Source organism: Roseimaritima multifibrata, from assembly GCF_007741495.1.
Classification (GTDB): domain Bacteria; phylum Planctomycetota; class Planctomycetia; order Pirellulales; family Pirellulaceae; genus Roseimaritima; species Roseimaritima multifibrata.
This window is the reverse complement of record NZ_CP036262.1, coordinates 6,671,775-6,695,304: the sequence shown is the minus strand read 5'-3', so window position 1 is coordinate 6,695,304 and position 23,530 is coordinate 6,671,775. Positions and strand designations below refer to the sequence as shown.

The following is a 23,530-nucleotide window of genomic DNA, read 5'->3' as shown; positions in this document are numbered from 1 at the left end:
AATGCGAATCGCAACCCTTTATTAATTTCAATGACCGAACAGCCAACTTCAATTGAATACACGTCGCAGGCAAGTGAACTGCCTGTTGTTGTCTACTCTCCCGAATCGCCGCTCGCCAATCCCGGCAAGTTGGTACGCGAGGTGTTTGGAGATTTGTGGCGTAGTCGTGAGCTGATCTGGATTCTGTTTCAGCGCGATCTCAAAGCCCAATTTCGCCAGAGCTTGCTGGGTTACGTCTGGCTGTTTCTGCCACCCGTGATGACCACCGCGGTGTGGATGTTCTTGAACGGTCAAAAAGTCATTGAGATAACCGACACCGGGATGCCTTATCCGTTGTTTGTGATCATCGGCAGCACGTTTTGGCAAACCTTTATCAAATTAGTTCAAAGTCCATTGGTGTCATTTAACGCTGGGAAACCGGTGTTTATGAAGTTGAAGGTCCCGCCGGAGGCATTTATCGCGGCCGGGACGGCGCGTGCGATCTTCGAGTTTTTGATTTACGCAGTAACCCTAATTCCCGTCTTTTTCTTTTTTCAGGTTGTGCCACCGTGGGAAATTGTCTTCTTGCCGATCACGATCCTATCGCTGATGGTGCTGGGAACCGCTTGCGGATTGCTATTGGTACCTCTTGGTAGTTTGTATGGCGACATCCAGCAAGCGGTTCCGGTCATCTTGGGGTTTCTGATGTACATGGCACCGGTGGTGTATCCGCCTCCATCGGAGGGGGCGGCATCCGCGGTTATTGCTTGGAATCCGGTGTCTCCAATTTTGATGAGTGCACGAGAGCAGTTGGTGTCCGGAGGGATGGAGCACCTGCGGGCGATGTTGGCAGTATTGCCATGCTGTTGCTTAGTGATATTCGTATGTTTGTTAAGCCTGAGGGTTGTGATGCCTCACTTAGTCGCTCGGATGGGGATGTAAGCAATGAGTGATAAAGATATTTTGGTTCGTGCTGAAAACGTCAGTAAAAAATTCTGTCGGGATCTTAAAAAAAGTCTTTGGTATGGAGTAAAGGACTCTGCGAAAGATTTAGTTGGTGGTGCAAGTATAAGTGATTCGACGAGTGTGTCTTTAAGAGAGGGAGAGTTCTGGGCAAACCAAGGAATTACTTTCGAAGTAAAACGCGGACAGTGTTTAGGTCTGATAGGAGGGAATGGGGCTGGCAAGACAACACTGTTGAAAATGCTAAATGGCTTGATTAAGCCGGATGTTGGTGTAATTCAAATGCGAGGACGCGTAGGCGCACTTATTGCGCTCGGTGCAGGATTTAATCCTGTCTTAACTGGCCGAGAGAATGTCTATGTGAATGGTTCAATATTGGGAATGTCTAAGCGTGAAACTAGCAATCGTTTGGACGAGATCGTTGAGTTTGCCGGCTTGCGAGATTTTATTGACACGCCGGTGAAAAATTATAGTTCCGGAATGCAGGTGAGATTGGGGTTTTCCACTGCAGTTATACTGATGCACCCGGATGTGTTGATTCTTGATGAAGTATTGGCGGTGGGAGATGTGGGGTTCCGAAATCGTTGTTATAAAAAGATCTCCAGTCTAATGTCCAACGCTGCAGTGATTCTTGTGTCCCATTCGATGGAGAATATATCGCAATGTGCAAACTCAGTTGGGGTAATGCAAAAGGGGCGATTTGAGTTGTTTGGTGAAGTGTCTGTCGGAGTTGAGGCATACAACAGGGCAGTCGCTCAAGATCATCAGGGGTGCTCAGTGAGCAGTAAGGATGCGAAATCACTGCAGTACCCGGTTAGTTCTGCAGAGGTAATTTTAGAGTCTAGTGTTGTCGAGTATGGTGGAGAGTTGAAGGTGCGAGTTTTGTTAAATACACAAGATGTTTTTGCAGGTGCAGAAATGTTTTTTACCGCTTTTGATGTTTCGCAAAGGCCCGTCATGTGCTGGAGTAGCACAAGAAATGGAATAGAGTTTGAGTTGCTTGAAGGGACTCAAGAGATCTTGTTCTCTGTAGAACCATTGCATTTGCACGACGGAGTGTACTCATGGAGTTTGGTGATTGGTCGTCGCAAAACGATTGATAGGCCGGTGAGTATAAGCGCAGGCGGAAACTTTGAGGTTTTGTCGGGGGCTCGCCCGTTAAATAGTGCACCGTACTTACCGCTCGCCAAGTGTTTTAAGGTGTCGCCACTTTCCGTGTGAGTGTGATATGAAAAAGTTTCCCGCTGTTGTTCTTGCAAGAATGACTTCAGTAAGGTTGCCCGGAAAGGGATTGCGGCAAGTGGCTGGTAGGCCGCTTTTGGCGTATCTGTTGGATACACTTCGTCAATCAGAGGCAATCGGAGAGGTTTTCTTAGCGACTAGTGATACAGCTTCAGATTTTCCGCTGGTCGATTTTGCCAAGGAGAGTAGCGTTTCGGTTGTCCAGGGGCCATTGGAGGACGTAGCGACTCGTTTTCTCATGGCGGTTAAGCGATCGGGGGCTGATGCAGCTTTTCGTGTAAACGGAGATAGTCCGTTTGTGCCGCTTGAATTGTTTTCACTGGCTGCAGAGCGTTACCGATCGACACAGGTAGATTTGGTTTCGAATATTTTCCCGCGTAGTTTTCCAGTGGGGCAGTCAGTTGAATTGGTTTCTAGGAAAGCGATTGAGTGTGTACTTAGTCGCCCTGGCATCCCGAGTGATAGGGAGCATGTTACGCAGTATCTTTATCGTAATTCGGCCGAATTTCAAATAGAGAATATTAAATCTGCGGTGGACTATTCGGCGATTCGATTCGCCGTCGATGATGGAATTGACTTCGCGAAGGTGTCACGAATGCTTTCTGTGATGACACGTCCTCATTGGAGTTATACAGTCGAGGAACTCGTGAAGCTTAGCCATAGTTGTGGACAGTAAAAATGTTGTGCGTCGAGAGAGCGGCGTTAGGAAATATCAGAGCAGAAGTTTTCTGCAGCGGTATCACCAGTGGAGGTTGCTGCGTCGTTTAGGGGCTTTTGGTGCAGGAGTCTTTGTCGAGCAAGATGTTAGTGTGTGGCGTCATCCTGAAAGGGTTCGGTTGGGAAACAATGTCATATTGAAAGAAGGAGTGCGTATTTGTCCTGCACATGAAAACGCAGAAATCGAGATAGGTGACTGGACAACTGTGGGGTATCAAACTTATTTGTTTGCTACATCTCAGATTAGTATCGGCAAAAACTGTTTGATCGCACCTTTTTGCTATTTTGTCGACGCGAATCACGGAATTAGGCGTGGTCAAATTATACGCGAGCAGCCAATGTCTGCTGCCCCTATCGCAGTCGCGGACGATGTTTGGATTGGTGTTGGCGCCGTCGTGTTAAAAGGAGTCTCAATCGGTGAGGGGGCCGTAGTTTCCGCTGGTGCTGTAGTGTCTAGTGATGTTCCGGATTATGCGATTGTTTCGGGTAGTCCCGCAAAAGTTGTTGGTGAACGAATGGAGGGGCGGTCATGAATCGTAAAAAAGTGACGGTATATATCACCTCTCATAATTACGGTCGTTTTCTCGCTCAGGCTATCGAAAGCGTGATTGCGCAAACGTTATGTTCGTGGGAGCTTTGGATTGTTGACGACGGCTCAACTGACAATACTGAACAAATTGCCAGGAAGTATGTTGCGGGAAATGAAAATCTGCATTTCATTCGGCACTCGGTGCCAGTCGGATTAAGATCTAGTGCGAATGAGGTTCTTCAGTCCGCATGTGGAGAGTATGTAATACGGCTTGATGCTGATGATTATTTTGATGAAAATGCATTGTTAGTTTTAGCTGCTTTTTTGGATGGAAACGAAAGTGTTGGTTTGGTGTATCCGAATTGGATATACGTAGGTGAAAACGGTGAGGTCCTCGGTGTTGAGCAAAGAAAGAAAGTGGGGGTCGAAGCGAAAGTGCTCGATTTGCCCGCTCATGGTGCATGCACGATGGTGCGGCGCCGTATATTGAAAAGTGTGGGGGGGTATGATGTGCAGCATGATTCACAGGATGGTCACGAGCTTTGGATTAAAGTGCTTCATCGTTTTGGTGTCGCGAATGTGTCGACGCCTCTTTTTTATTATCGGCAGCACAGCGAGTCGATGTCGCGTGATCAGCGGAAGATGCTTGAGTCTCGACAAAAGATTAAAAGAGTGTTGGCTGCAAGGCTAGAGGGAGCAGTACGGCCTAGGTCTGTTGCTGTTGTGCCCGCGAAAAATTCATACAGAGATCTTCCGGGCATAGTTTTGCAAAACGTGGGCGGCAAGCCTTTGATTGATCACACGCTGGATGCAGCAGTCGAGTCAAGGTTGTTCGAAAAGATTTACGTGTACACTGATGATGACGACGTTGTAGATCATTGTAGTGGCAAGGAAGGTGTTCTTGCTGAAGTGCGAGACCCAGATTTGTCTGGACCAAGGTCGAGACTCTCAGAGATTGTTTCTTCTGCTGTTTCTCGCTTAGAGATGGCGCATCAAATCTTTCCGGATATTGTTGTCGCTTTGAGTGTGCATTCTCCTTTGAGGACTCATGAGCATATTCAGAAGGCTGTCGATACTCTTTTGTTGTATGACGTTGAAAATGTCGTTAGCACTTGTGAAGACATAGAGCTGCATTTCGTTCATGGTGAAAATGGCTTGGTGCCGTTGAATCCAGGGATGATTTCTAAATTGCGTTATGAGCGAGAGTCTCTCTATGTAGGTAATGGTGCTGTTCATGCGATGTGGAGGGATTTCGTGAGTTGTGAAGACCTGTATAAGGGGCGGCTAGGGCATATAGTAATGCCGCGAGAATTTAATTATCAAATAAAGGCAATGGCAGATCTTCCGATAGTCGAGCTTGCGATGCAGTTGCATCTCCTTAAGGAATTGTAGGGCAAGGAAATGATTTTCTACCGTCTGTTTATAGCCACGTGTGACAGGCTTGCACATTCGCGCGGATTGATGCTGCGAATTCTTTTACGCGGTAAATGCTTTTCCATTGGTAAGAAGCTGAAATGCGAGAGGGGCGTAAAGTTATTGGTTCGAGACGGTGGAAAAATTGAGATTGGAGATAGGGTTGAGATTCGACGTGATGTTGAGATTCGGGCTTTTGGAAATGCTCATGTGATTATTGATGATGATGTCCGGCTCGATCGCGGCGTGCGCATTATCGCGGGGAATGCGAGTATGGTTCGGTTGGGGAAGCGAGTTCGAGTTGGTTTCTATTCTGTCTTGAACGGTGGTGATTCAATTACGGTTGGTTCGGGTTCGCTGGTGTCCGGCTTCGTGTATCTGCAGACAAGTATGCATCGGCATGAGCGAAATGCAAATATACAGGATCAGGGCTATAGCCATTCGCCAATTTTTATTGGTGAGGATGTCTGGATTGGTGCCCACTCGACCGTTCTGCCGGGAATTCGGATTGAGCAAGGTGGGGTTGTTGGTAGTAATGCTGTTGTAACTAAAAATGTTAGTGCTTTTGATGTCGTTGCAGGTGTTCCTGCTCGCGTTTTGAGAAATCGCTAATTGTTTTTTTCACTTTCAGATAGCGAAATTTTTGCAATATGAATTCTTTTCTTGAAATTGATCGTCCTTATGTTATAGCTGAGATTGGTGGTAACCACGAAGGAGACATGGATTTTGCGAGAAAATTGTTGCTGGATGCTGCAGAAGCTGGTGCAGACGCTGTGAAGTTCCAGGCGTATAGTCCTGACAAAATTGTGAATAAGTTGCAGGATCCGGAGCGGCATCAGCATTTTGGCAAGTTCACGTTGTCGCTCGAGCAGTATCGTGAGCTTGCTGAGATGTGCGTTGAGGTTGAAGTTGACTTTATGGCTTCCGTGTGGGACATGGGGGCGTTCAGGTTTTTGGATCCTCTGATTGCGGTTCACAAAATTGGTTCAGGTGATCTCACGAACTATCGCTTGCTCAAGCCTATGGCCGAAACTGGTAAGCCGATCTGTATTGCGACTGCGATGGCTGACATGGAGGAGGTCCTCGCAGCGGTCGCATTTGTTCGTGACGTCAATCCTGCGATTGTGGAGAGTGGAGGTCTGTGTGTAATGCATTGTGTGGCTATGTATGGTGACCCACGAGACGAGTACGCCAATTTAGCAGCGATTGATGCGTTGGCAGCAGCGTTGCCGCCTCAGGTTGTGGTTGGGTACAGTGATCACACTCTGGGTAATGTAGCGGTTAAGGTTGCGGTAGAACGCGGAGCGAGAGTTATCGAGACTCATTTTACCGATGACAATAGCCGTGATTTTCGTGATCATCATTTTGCCCACACTAAAGAAGAACTCAACGATTTTGTTGTTTATCTACGTCGGCGTCAGGAGATGTTGGGCAGGGCAGTTAAGGTGCCGGTGTTTGAGGTAGAAACATCGGATCGCATCGCTGAGTTTCGTAGGGCTGTTTATCTTCGGCGGGATTGTCTTGCAGGGACTGTTGTCTCGGAAGATCTTTTGACTACGCTACGCCCGTTACGTGGGATTTCAGCGTCGGAGTACTTTAAAGTAGTTGGAAAGGTTGCGTCTCGAGATCTAGTCGCCTACGAGCCTTTAGATTGGGGCGATTTTAAGTAGAGGTGAAGACTTATACTTATGTTTCCTGGTGTGGTGATGGAAAAGGCCACCACGGTCATGGCTTTAAAATTCGGGTATAGGTGTTCGCGGGTGTTCGGCGTGAGGGAGGAGCGTCAATGAAAAGGTTTGTTAAGGCAGGTTGAATGTTTTTCCCTGGGCGGCTTTGTTGATGTTTCGCAGGCAGGTGCTAACACTTTGCGTTTTTAAAAGGCATGTGTATCCAGCCCGCACGCTTTGGTCGCGTTTTTTTAAGTTTGTGGCTTTAGTGGTTTCTGTGGTGGTTATTCAAGCGGCATTCGGTGGTTGGGTAAAGATAGGAGCTGGTGGGTGAAGGTCATTCATGTTCCTCACGCCGTGCTATCGCATGGCACTGTCGGCCGAATTCTGTCCTTGCTCAGGCCTGCTAACTTCCAGCAGGCCTGAGCGGTTACGTCGGTCGGCTCTTTAGTGAGCGTAGCGCTGGTCGCTCGATCTTCGCTCATGTTGACGGACTGATGCCGAGAAGTTGGGTGCATTGCGTATTTACTGTGGTTGGGCAACGGCATCGTGCTTGGTCGGGTCACTGTACACTGTAGGTTCGAGCGTCAAGTTAATATGCAGCGTTTCCTCAGGAGCTCAAAATGATGGATCTTCGTAGTGTGATCATATCGCTTATTTGTGTGAAATCTATTGCAAGGTATTGTAGTAGTTGAGGGGCTGCCTTTTTGGTGTGAGAAATAGGCATTAAAAACTTCTTGGTGTCCTTTGGGGTGGATATATCAAGATGTTGGTTGGTCAAGGCTTGCGTTTCAATGGAAGCTATAAGTGCATTGCTGCCAGCTTTGAGGGCGAAGTTATTTCGTCTTTCCTGTTCACGTGAGCTTTCTTGGATTTGTGAAAAACCGTTTGGCGTCCAGTGGATCGGTCGGGCCATTCCTAAAGTCATTAATGGCGGTAAGCAAATCGCGACAGTACGTTACTGTGTAAGGGCGGCAGGCAATTGTTTGCGGTTTTTCTACGTCGTTTTACAAGCACTGGGAAGTCGATCGCATGCATCGGAGTTTGGGTGTGGATTTTAATTACGGTCGTAATTGCATTCTTGCAAGGTGGTGCGACGAATGGTATGGGTGTTCTTCGCGACTTCGTCCCGAACTTGGTTAACCATCGCACTTCCCGTTCCAGTTCGGCGGGAAGGGGGACGCGTCGGTTAGAGCACTGGTTTTCCTGAAAAGCAGGCGTCTGAGTGATATTGTCGCGTGGTTTCCATGAAGTAACCATGCGGTAAGTTTGGTTGCCAGGCGAGATGAGAAGCGTGGGTTTGCGTGGGCACGATACTGTTTTCTTTTCGTGGATTGTTTGTATAAATCGATGGTGCTCGATGTGCGGTAGGACATTCCAAGGTTGGTGGCGCAGAAGTGAGATGTGATTGCAACTTGGCGCTGTCGCTGGTTGTCGGTTTTTTGTGATTGATTTGCGGAAAGATGCATGCGACTTTTTGTTGTATTGATGTCGTTTTTGGCTAGCTGGATAGTCGAGATTGCGATGGATGCGGAAGGTGACCGGAGTACGGAGTTTCATTGCATTTCTTGTGGGCGAATTTCTTTTGAGTTTGTTTTTCGGCGTTGCCACCGCCTCGGAATCTGGCATCTGTTTTTTATGCAATCACGTGTTTTTCGGGACTCGCCGTAACTTATATTAATTTGTGCTCTAAATACTGCTTAGAGAGTGAAGAATGCGAAAAGACGGATCTATGATTGATCCATTTGAGTGCTCGGTCATTTTTGACCAGGAAGTACGTGGGTTTTTCCAGGAGAGGAAGACGCGTTTTCCTTATGCAGTTCTTGCACTTGAGAACGAAGTGCGTATGTCGCTTTCTGGTGCACCGCATGTCAATCAAGTGCTAAGGAACAATTACGCTGATTTTCGGTTGAGATCTCAATTGAAAAAAATGGGTCGTTGGTTGGTTTGGAAGGTGTCGAATAGGTTTTTCGCTAAGAACAAACTGCGTTATCAAGTAGCGTTGTCGAGGACGCCAGTAATAGAAACGGAGGTTGTTGATTTTTTGGACGAAGAAGGATTAGAGCGTTTTACTGAATGTTCCTTGCCACTGGGCGTGACACTTTCCCTTCAGGAGGTTGCCACAAAAGGGACGGCGTTCTCTCTGCTGGGGAGGATTTCAACTCATGAAGAGTTTAGTTCATTGCTGAAGAATGAGCGATTCATGTTGCAGTTCAACCGCGCAGTTCGCAAAAATGTTTTTTCTGTTCGCAATTTCTTGTCGCAGGAAAAGATTGCTTTGCTTGTTGTGCATGACGCACATCATGTCGCTGGTCGAATTATCTGTGCTGCCGCCGAGCAATGTGGCATTCCGGTGGTTGAAGTTGCCCACGGTTACACGCAGTGTCCCAATTTGATCTCGGTTTCTCCAGTGATAGCGTCTGTCGAGGTCGTGTGGTCCGACCAGCTTGCGAGTCGCATAAGATGCTTTGGGCTACCCAGTGATCGTTGCCGGGTTGTGAGTTTTGGTTTTCCAAAATCGCTTGTGTGCAGATGTCCACTCCCTCGATTTAGGCAGGCGCTAGTCTTGGTTAATCCCATTTCAAGAATGTCTGTACGCGAGCGAGAGATTTATCATTCAGAAATGTCCCATGTCTTAAGAATGTTTTGCGACCACGGATGGTTGGTTAAGTTGCGGGTTCATCCTTCAGAGAAATATTTGAGTGTCGTTGCCGATTTTTTCTGCGATTTCGATGTGATTCTTAGAAAAGACACATTGGAAAACGATCTGGCGAATAGTCGTATTGTTGTGGGAACGGCTTCGTCGGTTCTGGTAGAGGCCTTGTTTAATGGAATTCCCGTAATTCAACTGGCAGGGGATAAGGATATTCGCCTAGAGCATTTAACTGTAAAGCAAAGTGTCGATTTGGCTTGGAACGATGTTGAGTCGATTTTGTCAAACGCAAACAATCGGCATTCGTCGAATGTTCCCGAGTTTAGGTCTTTGCGATTTCGCGAATTTTTGATTGATCTTGTTCAAGATTGTTCTTTGATCTAGTGCTGATACCTTAGAATTGTCTGTTTTGTTGTTTGTGTAATAAATTGCGAGAAAATATAGAGCAAATGCATATTGCATACACATTCTATGATTGGCCTGGTTATTGTGCAGGTCCGCGCATTAACGCTTTGCGGTTGTTGCCTGAGTTGAAGCGCCGTGGGTACGATGTTACAGCCATCGTGCTGTTCCGCGGTACTCTGGCTTCAGATGAATTCCTTGTCTCGAATGGTATCAAGGTAATTGCAAAAGAGTACGAGCCGCTGGTGCAGGCTCGCACTCGGTTTGTTCTTGATGCGTTGGAGGACGCACAGCCGGATCTTTATGTCCCCAATATTTCGGTCGCAGGTTGCTATGCAGGGCGGTATTTTCGTGATTCGGGTCGTCCTACGATTGTGGGGCATCTAAGCGATGATGATTTTAATTGGGGAATGGCGGAACGTTTCTGTAAATTTCAAGATGAGTGGGCTGTCTCCGGGATGTTCTGCATGGGGCGAGAGTTGGGAGACATCGTTCGAGGTTGGCGGCCTGACCGCACGCATGTTGTGGATATTTGTCACGGAGTGGAGGTTCCCGCCCTAACGGCTGACCCACTCGGGCCGTTGCGATTTGTGTTTGCGGGGCGGATGGAAGACAACCAGAAGAGGGTTATGGATTTGGCCAAAGCCCTGCGTGCGGTTTTGCAGCATAGGAGTGATGCTGAGGTTAAATTTATCGGTGATGGTAGCAAGCGACAGGACGTTGAGACGCTTTTTAAGAAAGCTGGGCTAGGTGGTCGAGTTCATTTCACTGGGTTTGTTGAGCCAGATAGCGTGCAGGATGAGATGCGGTGGGGAAATGTCTTCGTGCTACTGTCGGATTACGAGGGGGTTCCGGGCGCGGTAATGGATTCAATGGCCGTCGGTTTGGTTCCCTTGTGTTTGAATATTGAAGGCGGATTGCGAGAGTTAGTGGTGGATGGGGAGACTGGTATCTTGGTGAATGATCGGAACGAGTCCTTCATGGCGGCAGTGCAGCGTTTGGCTGATGATATAGAGTTTCGTAAGCGATTATCGCATAACGCGATTAAGCACATTAAGGCAGGCTTCTCGCTTGCGGAATCGGCTGATAGGTGGGAGCGATTGTTTCGCAAGCTATGGACGGACAGGGGGGAATTTAAGGACCGATTTGTGGCACCGAAGACATTTGTGCTTCCAGACGCATATGAAAAATTGGGGCCTGAGGATAAGAGGATTGTGGTAGGTGGTGGTCGTCAACGCTGGCTTTCAAAGTTCGCGTCTATGATCGGGGTTCGCTAGCGTTGTATAAACGCTTGGCGAAAACGATTTCGTTTAAATCTATTCTGAAGTTGATTGCGTAATGGAAAATGGTATGAGTAATCCTGTGGGGCATCGGGGAGAGCGGCTTTACCCCTCTCGCTCACATAGGCTTTATTGGCATTTGACCTGTTTACGTCTTTTGTACGAGCGATTTGCGCTTAATCACGTTGATCAAGGATCTGGCGATTTGATTGACTTCGGTTGTGGCAATATGCCGTATCGGCCGATTTTTGAGCCCCATGTGAAAAAATATAGAGGGTTCGATTTGGCAGGAAATGATCTAGCAGATGGTCTTATAGATGAGCTGGGCCGTATGCAGGTTGAAGCGAAATCCGTTGATTATGTCTTATCTTCGCAAGTTTTAGAGCATGTCATCGATCCCGTTAGCTATCTCGCTGAAGCGAAACGCGTGCTGAAGCCGGGAGGCAAGCTATTTCTTTCTACTCATGGTGTTTGGAAATATCACCCTGATCCGACGGATTACTGGCGATGGACTTGCGATGGGTTAAGGAAGGTGGTTTCTGAAGCTGGATACGAGATCCTCGATTTCGAAGGTATGATGGGACCCGCTTCTACCGCACTCCAACTTTGGCAAGATGCGACGATCACTTCAGTACCTGCAAAATTGCGTAAGGCTTTCTTGTGGTCGATGCAGCGAAGGATTGAGCGTGCAGATAAAAAATGTTCGAAGGAGTGGCGAGATAAAGATGCTTGTGTGTATGTTCTGGTCGCGAGCAGCGTTTAGTCAGGGGGAGACATCACGCGTTGGCCTGCGTGATAATTTGATAGGGCAGAGATGTATAAACCGATGGTTTAACATTTGCCGGGTTGTAGTTCCATGCAAACGCTAGTTTAAATCAGTGAATATTGTTATTATCCAACCATCTGTTGGTGCGGTCTCCGAAACTTTTATTGCGGCGCATGCGGAACATTTGCGAGAAGTTACCGGTGTCGTTCATTTTTTGAATGGACGGCCTGCCCTTGATGGTAAGGTGGCCCTGTCGCAGCGTCTTGTTCCGCGAGGTTGGCGAAAAATAAAGAGGGTGGTGCAACGCGCCCCGTGGACCAAGGAAATTGAAGATGGAGTAGTCCGCGGTATCCAGAATGGACGCGCCGATGTAGTTCTCGCAGAATATGGATCGGTCGCCGCGAAAGTTACCTCGGCGTGTCACCGCCTGAGTGTTCCGCTGGTGACCCATTTTCATGGCTATGACGCAAGTTCCACCGAATTTGATGCTAATTTCTATAAAGGCGTCTTCTCGGAATCCGCGGTGGTGATTGCCGTCTCGTGGGCCATGCATGAACGCTTGCTGGAACTTGGGTGCCCGCAGGAGAAGTTGATCTATTCACCTTACGGCGTTGATCCTACAAAATTTTCTCGCGCAGCGCCTGGCGATGCACCTCCTCACTTGCTCGCAGTGGGGCGTTTTGTTGAGAAGAAGGCTCCCTATCTTACACTGCTCGCATTCAGCCGCGCGAAACAGCAGGTTGCGGATGCACAGCTTACCTTCATTGGCGATGGGCCCTTGCTCCCGGTGTGCCAGCGACTTGTTCAGGCGATGGGGTTGCAGAGTTCGGTTCGATTTCTTGGTGCACAGTCGCACAACGTTGTGCAGCGGGAAATGCATTCGGTTCGTGCTTTTGTTCAACATTCGGTTGTCGCATCCAATGGCGACAGCGAGGGAACTCCAGTTGCTGTTTTGGAGGCAGGGATGTCCGGTTTGCCCGTTGTTGCCACAAGGCATGCGGGTATTCCAGATGTGGTTGTTGATAACGAAACCGGGCTTCTCTGTGATGAAGGGGACGTCGATCAGATGGCGGAGTCGATGGAGCGAGTTTTGAGCGATCCAGAGTTAGCCGGTCGACTCGGGCGGCAAGCTCGTGTTCGCGTCGCTGGCCGTTTTACTATGCATCAAAGTATTGCTCGACTGCAGCGTGTTTTGGAGGCGGCGGCCAATGGGGAGGACCTTGTTGAAGTTCAGGACGAGATTGCTGGGACTTTTTTAAGTGATGCTTCGGTTTAGCTTTCAAGGAATGGTGAGTTGTATTTCCTGCGTGTTGATGTCTGCGAATTCGTGACGATTTTATGAACGACGAGCAAGCCGTTTCGCTGGTCATTCCTACTTACAACGCAGGGCAGGCACTGCTGGGTACGGTGCAGTCTGCGCTGCGGCAGACTCGCCCTCCGGATCAGATTGTTGTGGTGGATGACGGTTCAACGGATGGTTCCGTCGAGGCCCTTGGGTCTTTCGGTGCGGAAGTGCGGGTGATTCGGCAGGGTAATCGAGGTGCAGCGGTGGCGCGATATCGGGGCGTTGAAGCATCCGATTGCGATCTAGTTGCGTTTGCGGATGCAGATGATCCTCCAATGCCTCCCAATCGTATAGCGGATCTAGTCGATGCATTGTTGCAGAATCCGGAATGTGTTCTTGCATACGGGATGACTTGGGACATGAAATTGACCGAGCCGCGTGTTGCACCTGGGTTTGCTGACCTCAAGCAAGGTGAGTATTTTGTTGTCCAAGATGCGTTGCAGCGTATGTTGACTCAAGGATGGCCCTTGGCTTCAGCAATGAATTTGGTCAGTTATCGATCGCTGTTGTTGAAGCAGATCCGTGACCGCCAATTTTACGCAGCCGCAAATGACTATGATTTGCAGATGAGGATGGCAGTATGTGGACCCTTTGTTTATGTGGCGAGTGTCACTGCCTTTTATCAAGAAGGGGGGGCTGGGATTTCGGCGACATACGGAGCAACGATCCAGCGAGCTTACGCATTGGCGTCTGCAGCGGAAGTTTATTCTAAGTTGCGTAGCGACGGTGGTGTCTCTTTGGAGGCATGGCGGCAAAGAGTGCGGAACGATTGGCCGGCGGTCGCTCCGTTGTTGGTGCGAAGGGGTAACTGGCCACTACTCATGCGAATTTTGCGAACTGGGCTATGTTACGGTCTTTGGCCCGGGTTGCCGCGACGGCTCTGGTGGGGTGTTTCTGAAAGTCTGGGGCGATAGACGAGTAAGGTGGGCTGAGATGTTTGTTGCCAGCAGTACCTCGGTTGCAATGGGAAGGGAGGCAGTGGATGAGGAGTGCTAAATTTGATTACGCAGTGGTTGTTCCGGCCTACAATCGAGAGCTGGTCTTGCCTCGCGCGCTTCAATCCGTATTTGCGCAGCCTCACGTACCATCTGAGGTTGTGGTCGTCGATGATGGATCGGACGATCAGACGGCTGAAGTTGCGCGTCAATTCTCATCGAAAATAAAGGTCTTGCGCATCGAGAACAGTGGACCCGCCGCGGCCAGGAAGTTGGGGATTGAGGCAACAAGTGCTGAGTGGGTCTGTCCGCTTGATAGTGACGATGAGTGGGATCTTTCTTTTATTGAAACGTTGCAGCAATTGCGTAATCGATTCACTTCCGCTGGTTTGCTGTTCTCTAATTTCCGAATATGTCGTGAGGGAGGATCGATTGAGCTGGCGGATAAGCTGATGGGTGCACCGGCTTCGTGGCGGGCGTATCTTACAGACGATGGGTTTGCGATTAATTTGGGAATGGATGCCTATTTGCCACTGCTGGAGTTCAGTCCGGTGTTTCAGTCTTGTATGGCATTCAAGCGGACCGTTTACGAAGAGATCGGAGGAATTGATGATCGTGTTGCTCGGATGCCCGCTGAAGACGCTCATTTGACGAAGCGTCTGGCGTCCCGCACACAAGTTGTAGGCGCGGCAGAGACTAAAGTTACGATTTATCGAGATGGAAATAATTTTTCTGCGAATTATCCTCGTGTCGCTTACGGTGATTGGTGGATCTTAAGAGACCTGTTCCTCCGTAACTTTGTTCCAGCCCGCTTTTTAGAGCCCACAAGGAAGGAGTGTGAGCGTCGTGCTGCAGCATTGTTGCATAGTTTGTTCGAGATTCGAGATTTTGAATCGATGTTGGATGTACTGCCATATGTGCAAGCAGGCGATTGGGATTGGAAGTTAAGGACTAAAGTGCTTCTGGCTAAAGCTTGGAAATTAGGGCAACGCAAGTCGTGATCAATTCTTTGTCTTGGTTTTAATTTTCGCAGATGCAGGTATTGCCATCTGCAGAGCCAATGCATGTTTTTCCCTTCTCAATTTCTCAGGTGTCTGGCGATCTACTTTCGTATCTTGCAGTTCGCTTTGTTTTTGGGAGTACGTGTCCGCGTATTCCTTGTCCGGAGGAGCAGTTAGCGTAACCGGTTCCTTTCTCGCCACGGTGATCGCCTGAGTCTGTTCGGATCCGTTTCCTAGCTGCGTGAAGGCAGCCAGGTTATTCGATTGGCCGATTGTGGAGTGTTCCGACCGGTTGGTGGAATGCGGGTGATGAGTGGTCTTGTCGTCTATCGAGGTTTGTTAGAGCATGCCTAACAGATATGCGGCAAGGGTCGAGCGGTTTTTATAGTCGTCTTTCGCTCCGTGAAAGCTGAGTTTTTTCGAACTTTCGCGGAGCGAAAGGCGGCACCTATTTCCCGCTCGACGCTATGGTCTTCGCCGCCTGAAGGAATTCTGTTTGCCTTGCATTTCTGGTTAATGTATGTGATTGCGAGGTAGCGATGTTTTTTTTTAACCATTCCGTTATCGATCGGGGTATTTAAGGAAGTGATAGAATGAGTTGCAAGGCATTGGTCCTGAGCGAGGTTTTCCCTCCCCAAACCGGCGGAAGTGGGAAATGGCTGTTTGAAATTTATAGGCGTCAGGCTAAGGGGCAATATGTCATTGTTGCAGGAGAGTCGCTACGGGAGGGTGATTCGGAATTGTCGTATCCACAGCCTGTTTTGCGACGCAACCTTTCAATGAGATTCCGAGGTATTCGGTCGTTCAGTAGTCTCTGTTCCTACGCTCGACAGATTCGTGATGTAGGAAAGATTGCGAGGCAATACAATGTAGGTATTCTCCACGCTGCTCGGCCTCTCTCTGAAGGAGTGGTAGCATGGGCAATTCGTAAACGTTATCGCATTCCGTACTTGTGCTACGTGCATGGCGAAGATGTTGCAGTGGCAACAACTAGCCGGGAATTGAAATTTATCACTCAGCCTGTGCTGGGCGGTGCGGAAATGTTGATCGCTAATTCGCACTTCACCGCTGGGATGCTGCAAAATGAGTGGGGAATCGATCCGTCGCGGATTCAGGTGATGCATCCCGGAGTGGACACGACTTATTTCCGCCCTGCGGACGATTCTAGTAAGCAGTCGAGATGGAAAGATCGTTTTGTGATATTAACGGTTGGGCGGTTGCAGCAGCGGAAAGGGCACGACACCGTTATTCGAGCGATTCCTAGATTGCTTCCTCGTTTTCCACAGTTGTTGTACTTAATTGCGGGTGAGGGGGAGGAGAGGTCTAGGTTGGAAGCGATCGTCAGGGAGTTAGGTGTTTCCTCGCATGTGGAATTTCTAGGGGAGGTCGATGATGTGGAACTGCTCGCTTGTTTTCAAGGATGCGACGTCTTTGTGTTGGCCAACCGAGAGATTGGACGCGATGCGGAAGGGTTTGGAATTGTTTTGCTGGAAGCGCAAGCGTGCGGCAAACCAGTCGTTGCTGGTAGTAGTGGTGGAACGCGTGACACGTTAGTGCCTGGTAAAACTGGCTATTTAGTGGATTGTAAGACACCTGATGAGCTGGTTCAGGTCTTGAAGCAAAAGTTGGCTGATGAAGACACGAGAAAGTTGATCGGCGAAAGAGGGCGGCAACACGCGGTGGACGGTTTTGATTGGGCGACTTTAGGGGGGCAAGCCAGCAAGTTGTTCAGTTCAGTGGGCAATGTATAGGGGGCTTTTTTGTATTGAAAGGGAAGTGAATGACGGTGGATGCCAAAAAGTTCCCGATATTTGTGAGCGGAACGCAGCGATCCGGTACCACTTTGATGCATCGGATTTTGGAATGCTCAAGTGATGTGTGGAGCTGCAACGAGATGTACGAAGTGCACGAATTCGTTTTCGGTGGACGCTCTCGAGATAGGCTCGCTCGATTACGCAATGAGCTGGGGAAATTCCTGGATGTCCAGGTGGAGGATTTCAATTACGGAGAGGGGCAGGACGATCCTGTGGCGTTGCTCGCGACAGCGATGGAGCTTGCGGCGGCAAGGGCGAATAAGCCACGGTGGTGTTTGAAGGACCCTGCGGTGACTTATTATCTGGATGAATATGCGGAGGCGTTCCCCAACGCTCGGTTTGTTATTATGGTTCGTGATCCTCGCGCGGTTTGTCGATCCTATCTTTCTCCGGTCGGGTTCACTGTTGGGAGGCCTGCGAACTGGGTTTCTGCTGCTCAGCGGTGTCACCGTGAGATGCAGCGACAATTGGCTTTCGCTCAAAAGTGCCCTGGGCGTGTCCTTTTCGTTAACTACGAGTCCATGGTTTCGCAGTTGGATAAAGAGCTAGGGCGTGTTTGTCAGTTCATTGGCATTCAGTATGAGCCTGCGATGCAGTTCTACTATAAGCATCAGACGGACATGAAAATTCACAGTGGTAATGAGAATATTCTTACTGCTCCAGATATAAGTAAGGCCGAAAAGTGGAAGAGGACGCTAACGGATCGGCAGGTAAAAACCGTAGAGGCTATCGCCTTGGACTCTATGCAGGCGTTTGGTTACCAGCCGATGTTCTCTCGTGGTCGCGTCAGCGCGACACGCTTTCTCATCGCCCGTGTTCATGATCGCTTCGTTCGGGAGTACCGTTGGCAGAAATATAAATTTTTGTCCAAATAAGGCATCTGTTTAAGGGGGGGCGGCGCGTCCTGTTCGTGTAAGGTCACCGTCACAGGTCGGCGATTCGATGTGAATGGAAAGGGTGCACCGTATGTGGGGGCCTTTGCCCGATTCGGGCGAAGGAATGTGGTATGCCCATAACAAGTACTGCGGCAGGTCGGCCTGGATTGACATTGGGCGACTTGTTCGAACTTAGGGCCATTTTCTTTCGAGCTTCATTCTGGCGGGGAAGTTAGCTTGGTGAGATTCTGGACGAAGGAGATAGGTGAATTCTGCTGATTGCAAAAGGCACCGGCTTCTGTGTTCTTGCATGGGATTTGTTGTTAAAGCTCGTGGTCGTCGCTCTGGTTCAAGCGTAGGTTGTTAATCTTGAGGTTCCAGTAGGCCGCTATTGGTTTTGCGACGGGCGCAGTCGAGGGAGCGCGATCGCTCTGGGCGAGCGTAAGTAAGAGGCAAAGTGTTTTTCGACGGCTGGTTTTGGTGTCTTGGTGTGAACGTAGTGCAGCAAATAGGCTTGTTTGTTGTGCGCCTGTGTTTCTGGCGGATTTTTGTTGTTTCAGCGTTTGGTGTGTAAGTGGTTGCGATTCGGTTTGAATACTAATTCCCATTATTTTTAAGACGCGTTTGTTTGTGTCGGTAGCAGCGTCAAGGAGTTTTTGTGCTAGGTCCCGTATTCGTCTACTCACTGCTCGTTTTCGTGTGCGCGCTCGCCATTTTTCGGCCCGCTTTCGGGATTGTAGGATTTTATGGTTTTGTCCTGCTTGACCCCGCCTGGAACTGGCGGTGGTCATTAGAGCCCGGCGTAACTTATCAAAAGTATATTTTTTACTCGCTGTTCGTCGGTTTTGTTCTGTCTGGTTTTGGGGGGATGCGGCTGAGTCGTTGGTCGTGGATTGCGCTAGTTATGTCCATGCTGTTTTTGTTGATTGCGTGGATTAGTGCGCAAAACACGGTTTCACGTGTTGATACAGATTTTTTTATGTCGGTAGTTTGGAAGCACTTTTTAGTAGTTGCTATTGGCCTGTTTGTTTTGAAAGACTGGCGTACGCTAAAGTGGCTCTTGGTAATTGCTGTTCTGGCGCAAGGGTACAATGCATACCAAATCAATGTAGACTACTTTCAGACCGGCTTTTCGCGTTTCGCGCATGGTACTGCATGGGGGAGTGCCATGGTAGATAATAATGGTTATTCGATACTGACAGTCCCCATCCTTGGCGCTGCTTTCTCTTTAGCGCTGTTTGAGAACAAAATTTTCTTTCGTGTTCTGTATCTAGGCGTAGGCATGTTGCAGGTTCATCAGATCATGCTTCTTGAGTCGCGCGGGTGTATGTTAGCTGGAATCGCAATGGTTCCGATTTTGGTGTGGTATATGCCACGGAGGAATGGAAATGTGATGACGGTTGCAGCGGCTTTTGTGATGGCAGCAATTCTTGCGGGACCTTCAGTGGTAAATGAGTTTACGTCGTCTTTCGCTGGTTCCGGAGAGCGTGATAGCTCCGCCGACTCTCGTTTCAAGTTATGGCAGGCGGGGATGCGCATCACACAGGAATACCCGTGGCTAGGTGTCGGTCCCAATGCTGCCCGTGTGCTGGTTCCTAGGCCTCAGTACTATGAGGGTGGGTTAGATCAGCCGGATAAAGCACTGCATAATCTGTTTTTTGATGTTTCGACTGGTGTTGGGATTCCGGGTTTTTTGTGCTATTTTTCTCTCTATTTTATGCCTATGTTCTATGCGTGGAAAACCTATCGCCGTGATGATGTTGAGGGCGGCGCGATTAGACTGGCGGTGTTTGCCGGTATTTTTGGCTATTTAGTAGCTAGTATGTTCTCCAGCGGAGTCTTGTTTGAGTCTTGCTATATTTTGGTTGTTGCTGGTTTTGCGTTGTCGAATATTGATGCTCGTCAGCGACAGGAAGACGCGAGTTGGTTGCCCGGGGGGGCCCATGATGACGCTCATTTGCCTTGTCCCGCGAAGGGCGGCTAGCTGGCGGACGTTTCTGATTGGGCAACTGTCAATGCTGGTTCTTTTTCCGCGTCTAATTTGTTGTATTGCTGTGCTGTTATATGAATTCTGCTGCTAAAAATGCTGGTTTGCTGCGATGGAAGCTTTCGGTAGATGGGCCGTCTGTAAAAGGTCGCCGTGGAGTTGCTCCCTCACGGGTTTCGTTACCTTGTCCTGAGGGATTGGTTTTAGATGCAAGCGAAATCGCAATTGTTGATGATGAAAAGCGATATTCGGTCGTTCAGCCTGATGTGCTGGCGTGGTGGTCTGATCGATCCGTCAGGTGGTGCCAGTTGGATTTCGTCTGTGAACTTGGTCGTAGTTATTGGGTCTCTTTGGGGGCGGTGGCTGATGCGAAGCGGGACGCAGTCGACGTAGGCCGGCCTGCGGTAGTTTGTCAGACGGGGGAGAAAGCTGCCTCGGAGTGCCTTAAGTTTGACTCATTAGACCTGCCTTGCGAATCGTCTTTAACGATTCATCTGACTCACGGCGGGAAGCACTATCTGGGGCAATTGGCTGCGGCGGTTGATGTTGCGAGTGGTTCGGTTCGCTGGACTCGTACTTGGGCAGTTAGTTTTGTTGAAGTGGGGCAAGGCAAGTCTCCGTTAATTGGGCAGTTAACAGCGGATAGCTATGCCGATGTGCCGGTTGTGCAGTTCACGTTCTCTGTGCAAAATCCGCAAGCGATGGACCATCCTGGGGGGAACTGGGATCTCGGCTCGCAGGGAGCGGTTCATATCGATCGGCTTGCTGTCCATGTTTCTACTGAAACAGGCACAGATAAGTGCTTAATCGCGAATCTAGGCGATTCGAGTTCGCCGATTGCTGCAAGCAAGGAACTTGAAATTTATCAAGATTCCAGCGGCGGCGAAAATTGGAATAGTCAGAATCATCTGACCGCGCAGGAGCAACTTTCGGTTTCATTTCGTGGGTACCGCGGGACAGCGGATGGCAATCGATTTGAGGGGCATCGAGCCCAGCCGGTGTTGCGGTCGACTGGCAACGGCATTGTGACTGCAATTGCTTATCGGAATTTTTGGCAGAATTTTCCCAAATCGCTCCAAGCGGATGCTCAGGGGCTAACAATTGAGCTGTTCCCTGGGCAGACGCCTGGTGGGCACGAATTGCAGGGAGGCGAACAGAAGACGCATGAGTTTGCTGTGGAGTGGAGGTCGGCTGACGATTCGTCATCGATTGAGTGCCTGACGCAATCGCCAGTCTTATCGCTGGAGCCTGAGTGCTATGCAAGTGCTGACGCCATTCCCTACTTGTCGAATGACGCAGCGCACCTAGACGCTCGTTATGAGGAATTGGTTGCGCTTGCAATCGAAGGTGACGACACCTTCGATAAGAAGTCCGAGGTTATCGATCAGTTCGGTTGGCGAAATTATGGCGATCTCTATGGGGATCATGAGGCGGTGCACCATCGTGGTGCGAACCCGCTGATTTCTCATTACAACAACCAGTACGATTGCACGCTCGGCTTCGCACTTCAGTTTCTGCGGAGTGGAGACCGTCGATGGTTCGATTGGATGATCCGAATGGCGGATCATTCATGGGATATCGATACCTACCACACGGATGATGACAAGCTGCTTTATAGTCGCGGGTTGTTTTGGCACACCTACCATTATGCCGACGCTCATACCGCCACGCATCGAAGTTACCCGAAACGACTGCGAGTGTCGAAGTTGTTCGATGGTGGGCAGGATCTTGAAGAATTGGGAGACACCGGCGAGGAACTCGCTAAGAATTATGCAGTTGGTGGTGGGCCTGCGGCCTCCCACAACTACAGCACCGGATGGATGTTGGCTTATTACTTGACCGGTAAGGATCGCTATCGTCATGCAGCGATCAATGCAGCCGATTATGTGCTGGCGATCGACGATGGGAACGGGACCCCGTTTCGCTGGCTTTGCCGGTCGGATACCGGGTATTCGACTTGTAGTTCCGAAGGGTATTTCGGGCCGGGGCGTGCTGCGGCGAACTCGACGCATGCACTTCTCACTGGACATGAATTAACTGGTGATTCAAGGTATCTTGATCGGGCCGGTGTTCTCATGCGAAGGACGGTGCATCCACGCCAAAATCTTGATGCGTTGGACCTGTTGAACGCGGAGTTGCGTTGGTTTTACACGATGTATTTGCAGGCTTTGGGACGCTTGGTCGACTATAAGTTTGGGTTAGGGCAGCAGGACGACGATTTTCGGTATGGAGTCGCTACCTTGTTGCATTATGCCGATTGGATGGTCCAGCATGAGCGGCCAACTTTGTCGGAGCCCGAAAAACTGCAGTATCCCAACGAAACCTGGGCTGCACAGGATATGCGGAAATGGCACGTGTTGGAGCACGCGGCACTCTATCAGTGTGATCCCGCCCGCAGGGATGCGTATCAGCAGAAGGCGGACTTCTTCTTCGATAACGTGTGTGAAACGCTAACGGGTTCGCCTACCAAGGCCTTGTGTCGACCAGTCGTGTTAATGCTTAACTTTGGTTGGCAGCGAGGGTGGTTTAAGAATCGTAAAGGTCAATCTCGGATTCAGCAGCCGATTTTGGATGATTTCGGACCGTATGTTGAATTTGTTCCGCAGCGGAGCATTGCAGTGCGTCGGTTCAAGCGTCTGGTGGTAGTCGGGGCGGGTTTAGCTGTTGCAGCACTTCTGGTGCTGGTCACTTATATGTTTGGTGTCGGTCCTTTTTAGCGATTGCCTGTGGTTGTCGCAGTCGTTCGCGTTAACTGCAGCGATAGTTGGCGATGGATTGCATGCACGTGTGCATGGTGTATTTCGAATTTAGCATTGAACGTGAATCATTCATCAGCGATTTTTTTTTCCGACGATTGGGGACGTCATCCCAGTAGTTGCCAGCATCTTGTTTCACATATGCTGGCCGCTACAGACGTTGTCTGGGTCAATACGATTGGGATGCGCCCTCCCAGGCTTGATTGGGTGACCGTTCGGCGTGGGTGGGAGAAGCTGCGAGGGGCAGGGCAACAGGCAAGGGGAGTGGGCGATCCGTGTGCGGAAATCTCGCCTCGCGTGTTAAATCCCCATATGTGGCCTTGGATGTCCCACGCCTGGGATCGTCGTTTGAATGCTTCGTTGTTGGCAAAGCAGTTGGCTGTCGAGTCGGATGTAGATGTCGCCGTTACAACGATCCCCATTGTCGCTGACTTAGTCGATCGCTTGCCGGTTCGTCGCTGGGTTTATTACTGCGTCGATGATTTTTCCGTCTGGCCTGGGCTTGCTGGTTCTGTCATGGCGCAAATGGAAAAAAAGCTAATCGCCAAGGTTGATCGAGTTGTCGCTGCAAGTGATTTTTTGGCAAGCCATTCTTGTGCAGAGCACTCCGATGTGTCGGTATTGACTCACGGTGTCGATCGTGCATTTTGGCGGCGGGGCGAATCAGGAGAGTTTGCCGGTGTTGCTGCGATCCCCGGACCACGAGTCGTTTTTTGGGGGGTCGTTGACCAGCGGATGAATGCCGAGTGGGTGCTGGCACTGGCTGATCAATTGACCTCGGGCAGCGTCGTGCTGGCGGGGCCACAGCAAAATCCCGATTCTCGCTTGCTTGCTCACTCTCGGATCCACTTGACAGGGGCATTGCCGTTTGAGCAGTTGCCAGCCTTGGCGAAGATGGCCGACGCGTTAATCATGCCTTACGCCGATCTGCCTGTCACGCGGGCGATGCAGCCGTTGAAACTGAAAGAGTATTTGGCGACCGAGCGCCCGGTCATCGCGTCACCATTGCCAGCTGTGTTGCCGTGGGATGACTGTCTGCAAATTGCTAGGACCGAAGAGCAATTTGTTCAGTCAGTTTTGCAAGTTTTAGCTGCTGGTTCGAATGGTGCTCAACAAGAGTCGCGGGTGGAGCGAGTTCGTGAGCGTTTATCTAACGAATCCTGGGCTGCAAAAGCGGCTCAGTTTCGTAAACTAATTTTGGAATGA

At 49.7% G+C, this 23,530-nt stretch carries 19 protein-coding genes; 18 read left to right on the top strand and 1 reads right to left on the bottom strand.

The features are described 5' to 3' along the window. The first annotated feature begins 30 nt into the window (after positions 1–30). From FF011L_RS24225 to FF011L_RS24150, 15 genes are all read left to right on the top strand, one after another. Positions 31–921 carry an ABC transporter permease gene (locus FF011L_RS24225; protein ID WP_145354518.1) on the top strand — a complete coding sequence of 297 codons (891 nt, stop codon included), beginning with the start codon at positions 31–33 and terminating at the stop codon, positions 919–921. A 3-nt stretch (positions 922–924) separates the two neighbouring features. Further along, positions 925–2,163, top strand: a complete 1,239-nt coding sequence (locus FF011L_RS24220) for an ABC transporter ATP-binding protein (RefSeq protein WP_145354517.1) — start codon at positions 925–927, stop codon at positions 2,161–2,163. A 7-nt stretch (positions 2,164–2,170) separates the two neighbouring features. Beyond that, positions 2,171–2,860 (top strand): cytidylyltransferase domain-containing protein, encoded by a 690-nt coding sequence (locus tag FF011L_RS24215; protein WP_145354516.1) that lies wholly within the window; start codon positions 2,171–2,173, stop codon positions 2,858–2,860. After that, on the top strand, positions 2,850–3,434 hold the full coding sequence (locus FF011L_RS27150; RefSeq protein WP_315851696.1) for an acyltransferase: 585 nt from the start codon (positions 2,850–2,852) through the stop codon (positions 3,432–3,434). The genes FF011L_RS24215 and FF011L_RS27150 overlap by 11 nt, the downstream gene beginning before the upstream one ends. Next, positions 3,431–4,822, top strand: a complete 1,392-nt coding sequence (locus FF011L_RS24205) for a glycosyltransferase family 2 protein (RefSeq protein WP_145354514.1) — start codon at positions 3,431–3,433, stop codon at positions 4,820–4,822. Before FF011L_RS27150 ends, FF011L_RS24205 begins: the two co-directional genes overlap by 4 nt. Positions 4,823–4,831: 9 nt before the next feature. After that, the gene (locus FF011L_RS24200) at positions 4,832–5,455 is read left to right on the top strand and encodes an acyltransferase (RefSeq protein WP_145354513.1); all 624 of its coding nucleotides are present in this window, start codon (positions 4,832–4,834) and stop codon (positions 5,453–5,455) included. A 38-nt stretch (positions 5,456–5,493) separates the two neighbouring features. Further along, positions 5,494–6,513 (top strand): N-acetylneuraminate synthase family protein, encoded by a 1,020-nt coding sequence (locus tag FF011L_RS24195; protein ID WP_145354512.1) that lies wholly within the window; start codon positions 5,494–5,496, stop codon positions 6,511–6,513. Between the two features lie 1,711 nt (positions 6,514–8,224). After that, a complete protein-coding gene (locus FF011L_RS24185; protein ID WP_145354510.1) occupies positions 8,225–9,547 on the top strand; it encodes a glycosyltransferase in 1,323 nt (440 codons plus the stop codon). A 44-nt stretch (positions 9,548–9,591) separates the two neighbouring features. Continuing rightward, a complete protein-coding gene (locus tag FF011L_RS24180; RefSeq protein ID WP_218932855.1) occupies positions 9,592–10,842 on the top strand; it encodes a glycosyltransferase family 4 protein in 1,251 nt (416 codons plus the stop codon). Between the two features lie 73 nt (positions 10,843–10,915). Next, positions 10,916–11,608, top strand: coding sequence for a class I SAM-dependent methyltransferase (locus FF011L_RS24175; RefSeq protein WP_218932854.1), 693 nt, complete (start codon positions 10,916–10,918; stop codon positions 11,606–11,608). 115 nt (positions 11,609–11,723) lie between these two features. Further along, positions 11,724–12,887: a glycosyltransferase gene (locus tag FF011L_RS24170; protein WP_145354507.1), complete on the top strand. Its 1,164-nt coding sequence runs from the start codon at positions 11,724–11,726 to the stop codon at positions 12,885–12,887. A 62-nt stretch (positions 12,888–12,949) separates the two neighbouring features. After that, positions 12,950–13,870, top strand: coding sequence for a glycosyltransferase family 2 protein (locus FF011L_RS24165; protein ID WP_145354506.1), 921 nt, complete (start codon positions 12,950–12,952; stop codon positions 13,868–13,870). A 68-nt stretch (positions 13,871–13,938) separates the two neighbouring features. Next, positions 13,939–14,892 (top strand): glycosyltransferase family 2 protein, encoded by a 954-nt coding sequence (locus FF011L_RS24160; protein WP_145354505.1) that lies wholly within the window; start codon positions 13,939–13,941, stop codon positions 14,890–14,892. 593 nt (positions 14,893–15,485) lie between these two features. Further along, positions 15,486–16,643 carry a glycosyltransferase family 4 protein gene (locus FF011L_RS24155; RefSeq protein ID WP_145354504.1) on the top strand — a complete coding sequence of 386 codons (1,158 nt, stop codon included), beginning with the start codon at positions 15,486–15,488 and terminating at the stop codon, positions 16,641–16,643. A gap of 29 nt (positions 16,644–16,672) precedes the next feature. Next, on the top strand, positions 16,673–17,581 hold the full coding sequence (locus tag FF011L_RS24150) for a sulfotransferase family protein (protein ID WP_145354503.1): 909 nt from the start codon (positions 16,673–16,675) through the stop codon (positions 17,579–17,581). A gap of 9 nt (positions 17,582–17,590) precedes the next feature. Here the strand turns inward: FF011L_RS24150 and FF011L_RS26585 are convergent, their stop codons facing one another. Continuing rightward, complete coding sequence (locus FF011L_RS26585) at positions 17,591–17,755, bottom strand: hypothetical protein (protein WP_218932853.1); 165 nt, start codon at positions 17,753–17,755, stop codon at positions 17,591–17,593. 484 nt (positions 17,756–18,239) lie between these two features. On the opposite strand from FF011L_RS26585, the gene FF011L_RS24145 reads away from it, so the two are divergent. The 3 genes from FF011L_RS24145 to FF011L_RS24135 all read left to right on the top strand — a co-directional run bounded on the left by FF011L_RS24145 (position 18,240) and on the right by FF011L_RS24135 (position 23,530). Beyond that, positions 18,240–19,565 (top strand): O-antigen ligase family protein, encoded by a 1,326-nt coding sequence (locus FF011L_RS24145; protein WP_145354502.1) that lies wholly within the window; start codon positions 18,240–18,242, stop codon positions 19,563–19,565. Positions 19,566–19,645: 80 nt separating this feature from the next. Continuing rightward, a complete protein-coding gene (locus FF011L_RS24140; RefSeq protein WP_145354501.1) occupies positions 19,646–22,285 on the top strand; it encodes a hypothetical protein in 2,640 nt (879 codons plus the stop codon). Between the two features lie 102 nt (positions 22,286–22,387). Then, positions 22,388–23,530, top strand: coding sequence for a glycosyltransferase (locus FF011L_RS24135; RefSeq protein WP_145354500.1), 1,143 nt, complete (start codon positions 22,388–22,390; stop codon positions 23,528–23,530).

What these genes read in the sequence shown, in the direction of transcription:
- FF011L_RS24225 (WP_145354518.1), top strand. Translation starts at nt 31, where the DNA reads ATGACCGAACAGCCAACTTCAATTGAATACACGTCGCAGGCAAGTGAA.
- FF011L_RS24220 (WP_145354517.1), top strand. Translation starts at nt 925, where the DNA reads ATGAGTGATAAAGATATTTTGGTTCGTGCTGAAAACGTCAGTAAAAAA.
- FF011L_RS24215 (WP_145354516.1), top strand. Translation starts at nt 2,171, where the DNA reads ATGAAAAAGTTTCCCGCTGTTGTTCTTGCAAGAATGACTTCAGTAAGG.
- FF011L_RS24205 (WP_145354514.1), top strand. Translation starts at nt 3,431, where the DNA reads ATGAATCGTAAAAAAGTGACGGTATATATCACCTCTCATAATTACGGT.
- FF011L_RS24200 (WP_145354513.1), top strand. Translation starts at nt 4,832, where the DNA reads ATGATTTTCTACCGTCTGTTTATAGCCACGTGTGACAGGCTTGCACAT.
- FF011L_RS24195 (WP_145354512.1), top strand. Translation starts at nt 5,494, where the DNA reads ATGAATTCTTTTCTTGAAATTGATCGTCCTTATGTTATAGCTGAGATT.
- FF011L_RS24185 (WP_145354510.1), top strand. Translation starts at nt 8,225, where the DNA reads ATGCGAAAAGACGGATCTATGATTGATCCATTTGAGTGCTCGGTCATT.
- FF011L_RS24175 (WP_218932854.1), top strand. Translation starts at nt 10,916, where the DNA reads ATGAGTAATCCTGTGGGGCATCGGGGAGAGCGGCTTTACCCCTCTCGC.
- FF011L_RS24165 (WP_145354506.1), top strand. Translation starts at nt 12,950, where the DNA reads ATGAACGACGAGCAAGCCGTTTCGCTGGTCATTCCTACTTACAACGCA.
- FF011L_RS24160 (WP_145354505.1), top strand. Translation starts at nt 13,939, where the DNA reads ATGAGGAGTGCTAAATTTGATTACGCAGTGGTTGTTCCGGCCTACAAT.
- FF011L_RS24155 (WP_145354504.1), top strand. Translation starts at nt 15,486, where the DNA reads ATGAGTTGCAAGGCATTGGTCCTGAGCGAGGTTTTCCCTCCCCAAACC.
- FF011L_RS24150 (WP_145354503.1), top strand. Translation starts at nt 16,673, where the DNA reads ATGACGGTGGATGCCAAAAAGTTCCCGATATTTGTGAGCGGAACGCAG.
- FF011L_RS26585 (WP_218932853.1), bottom strand. Translation starts at nt 17,755, where the DNA reads ATGTCAATCCAGGCCGACCTGCCGCAGTACTTGTTATGGGCATACCAC.
- FF011L_RS24140 (WP_145354501.1), top strand. Translation starts at nt 19,646, where the DNA reads ATGAATTCTGCTGCTAAAAATGCTGGTTTGCTGCGATGGAAGCTTTCG.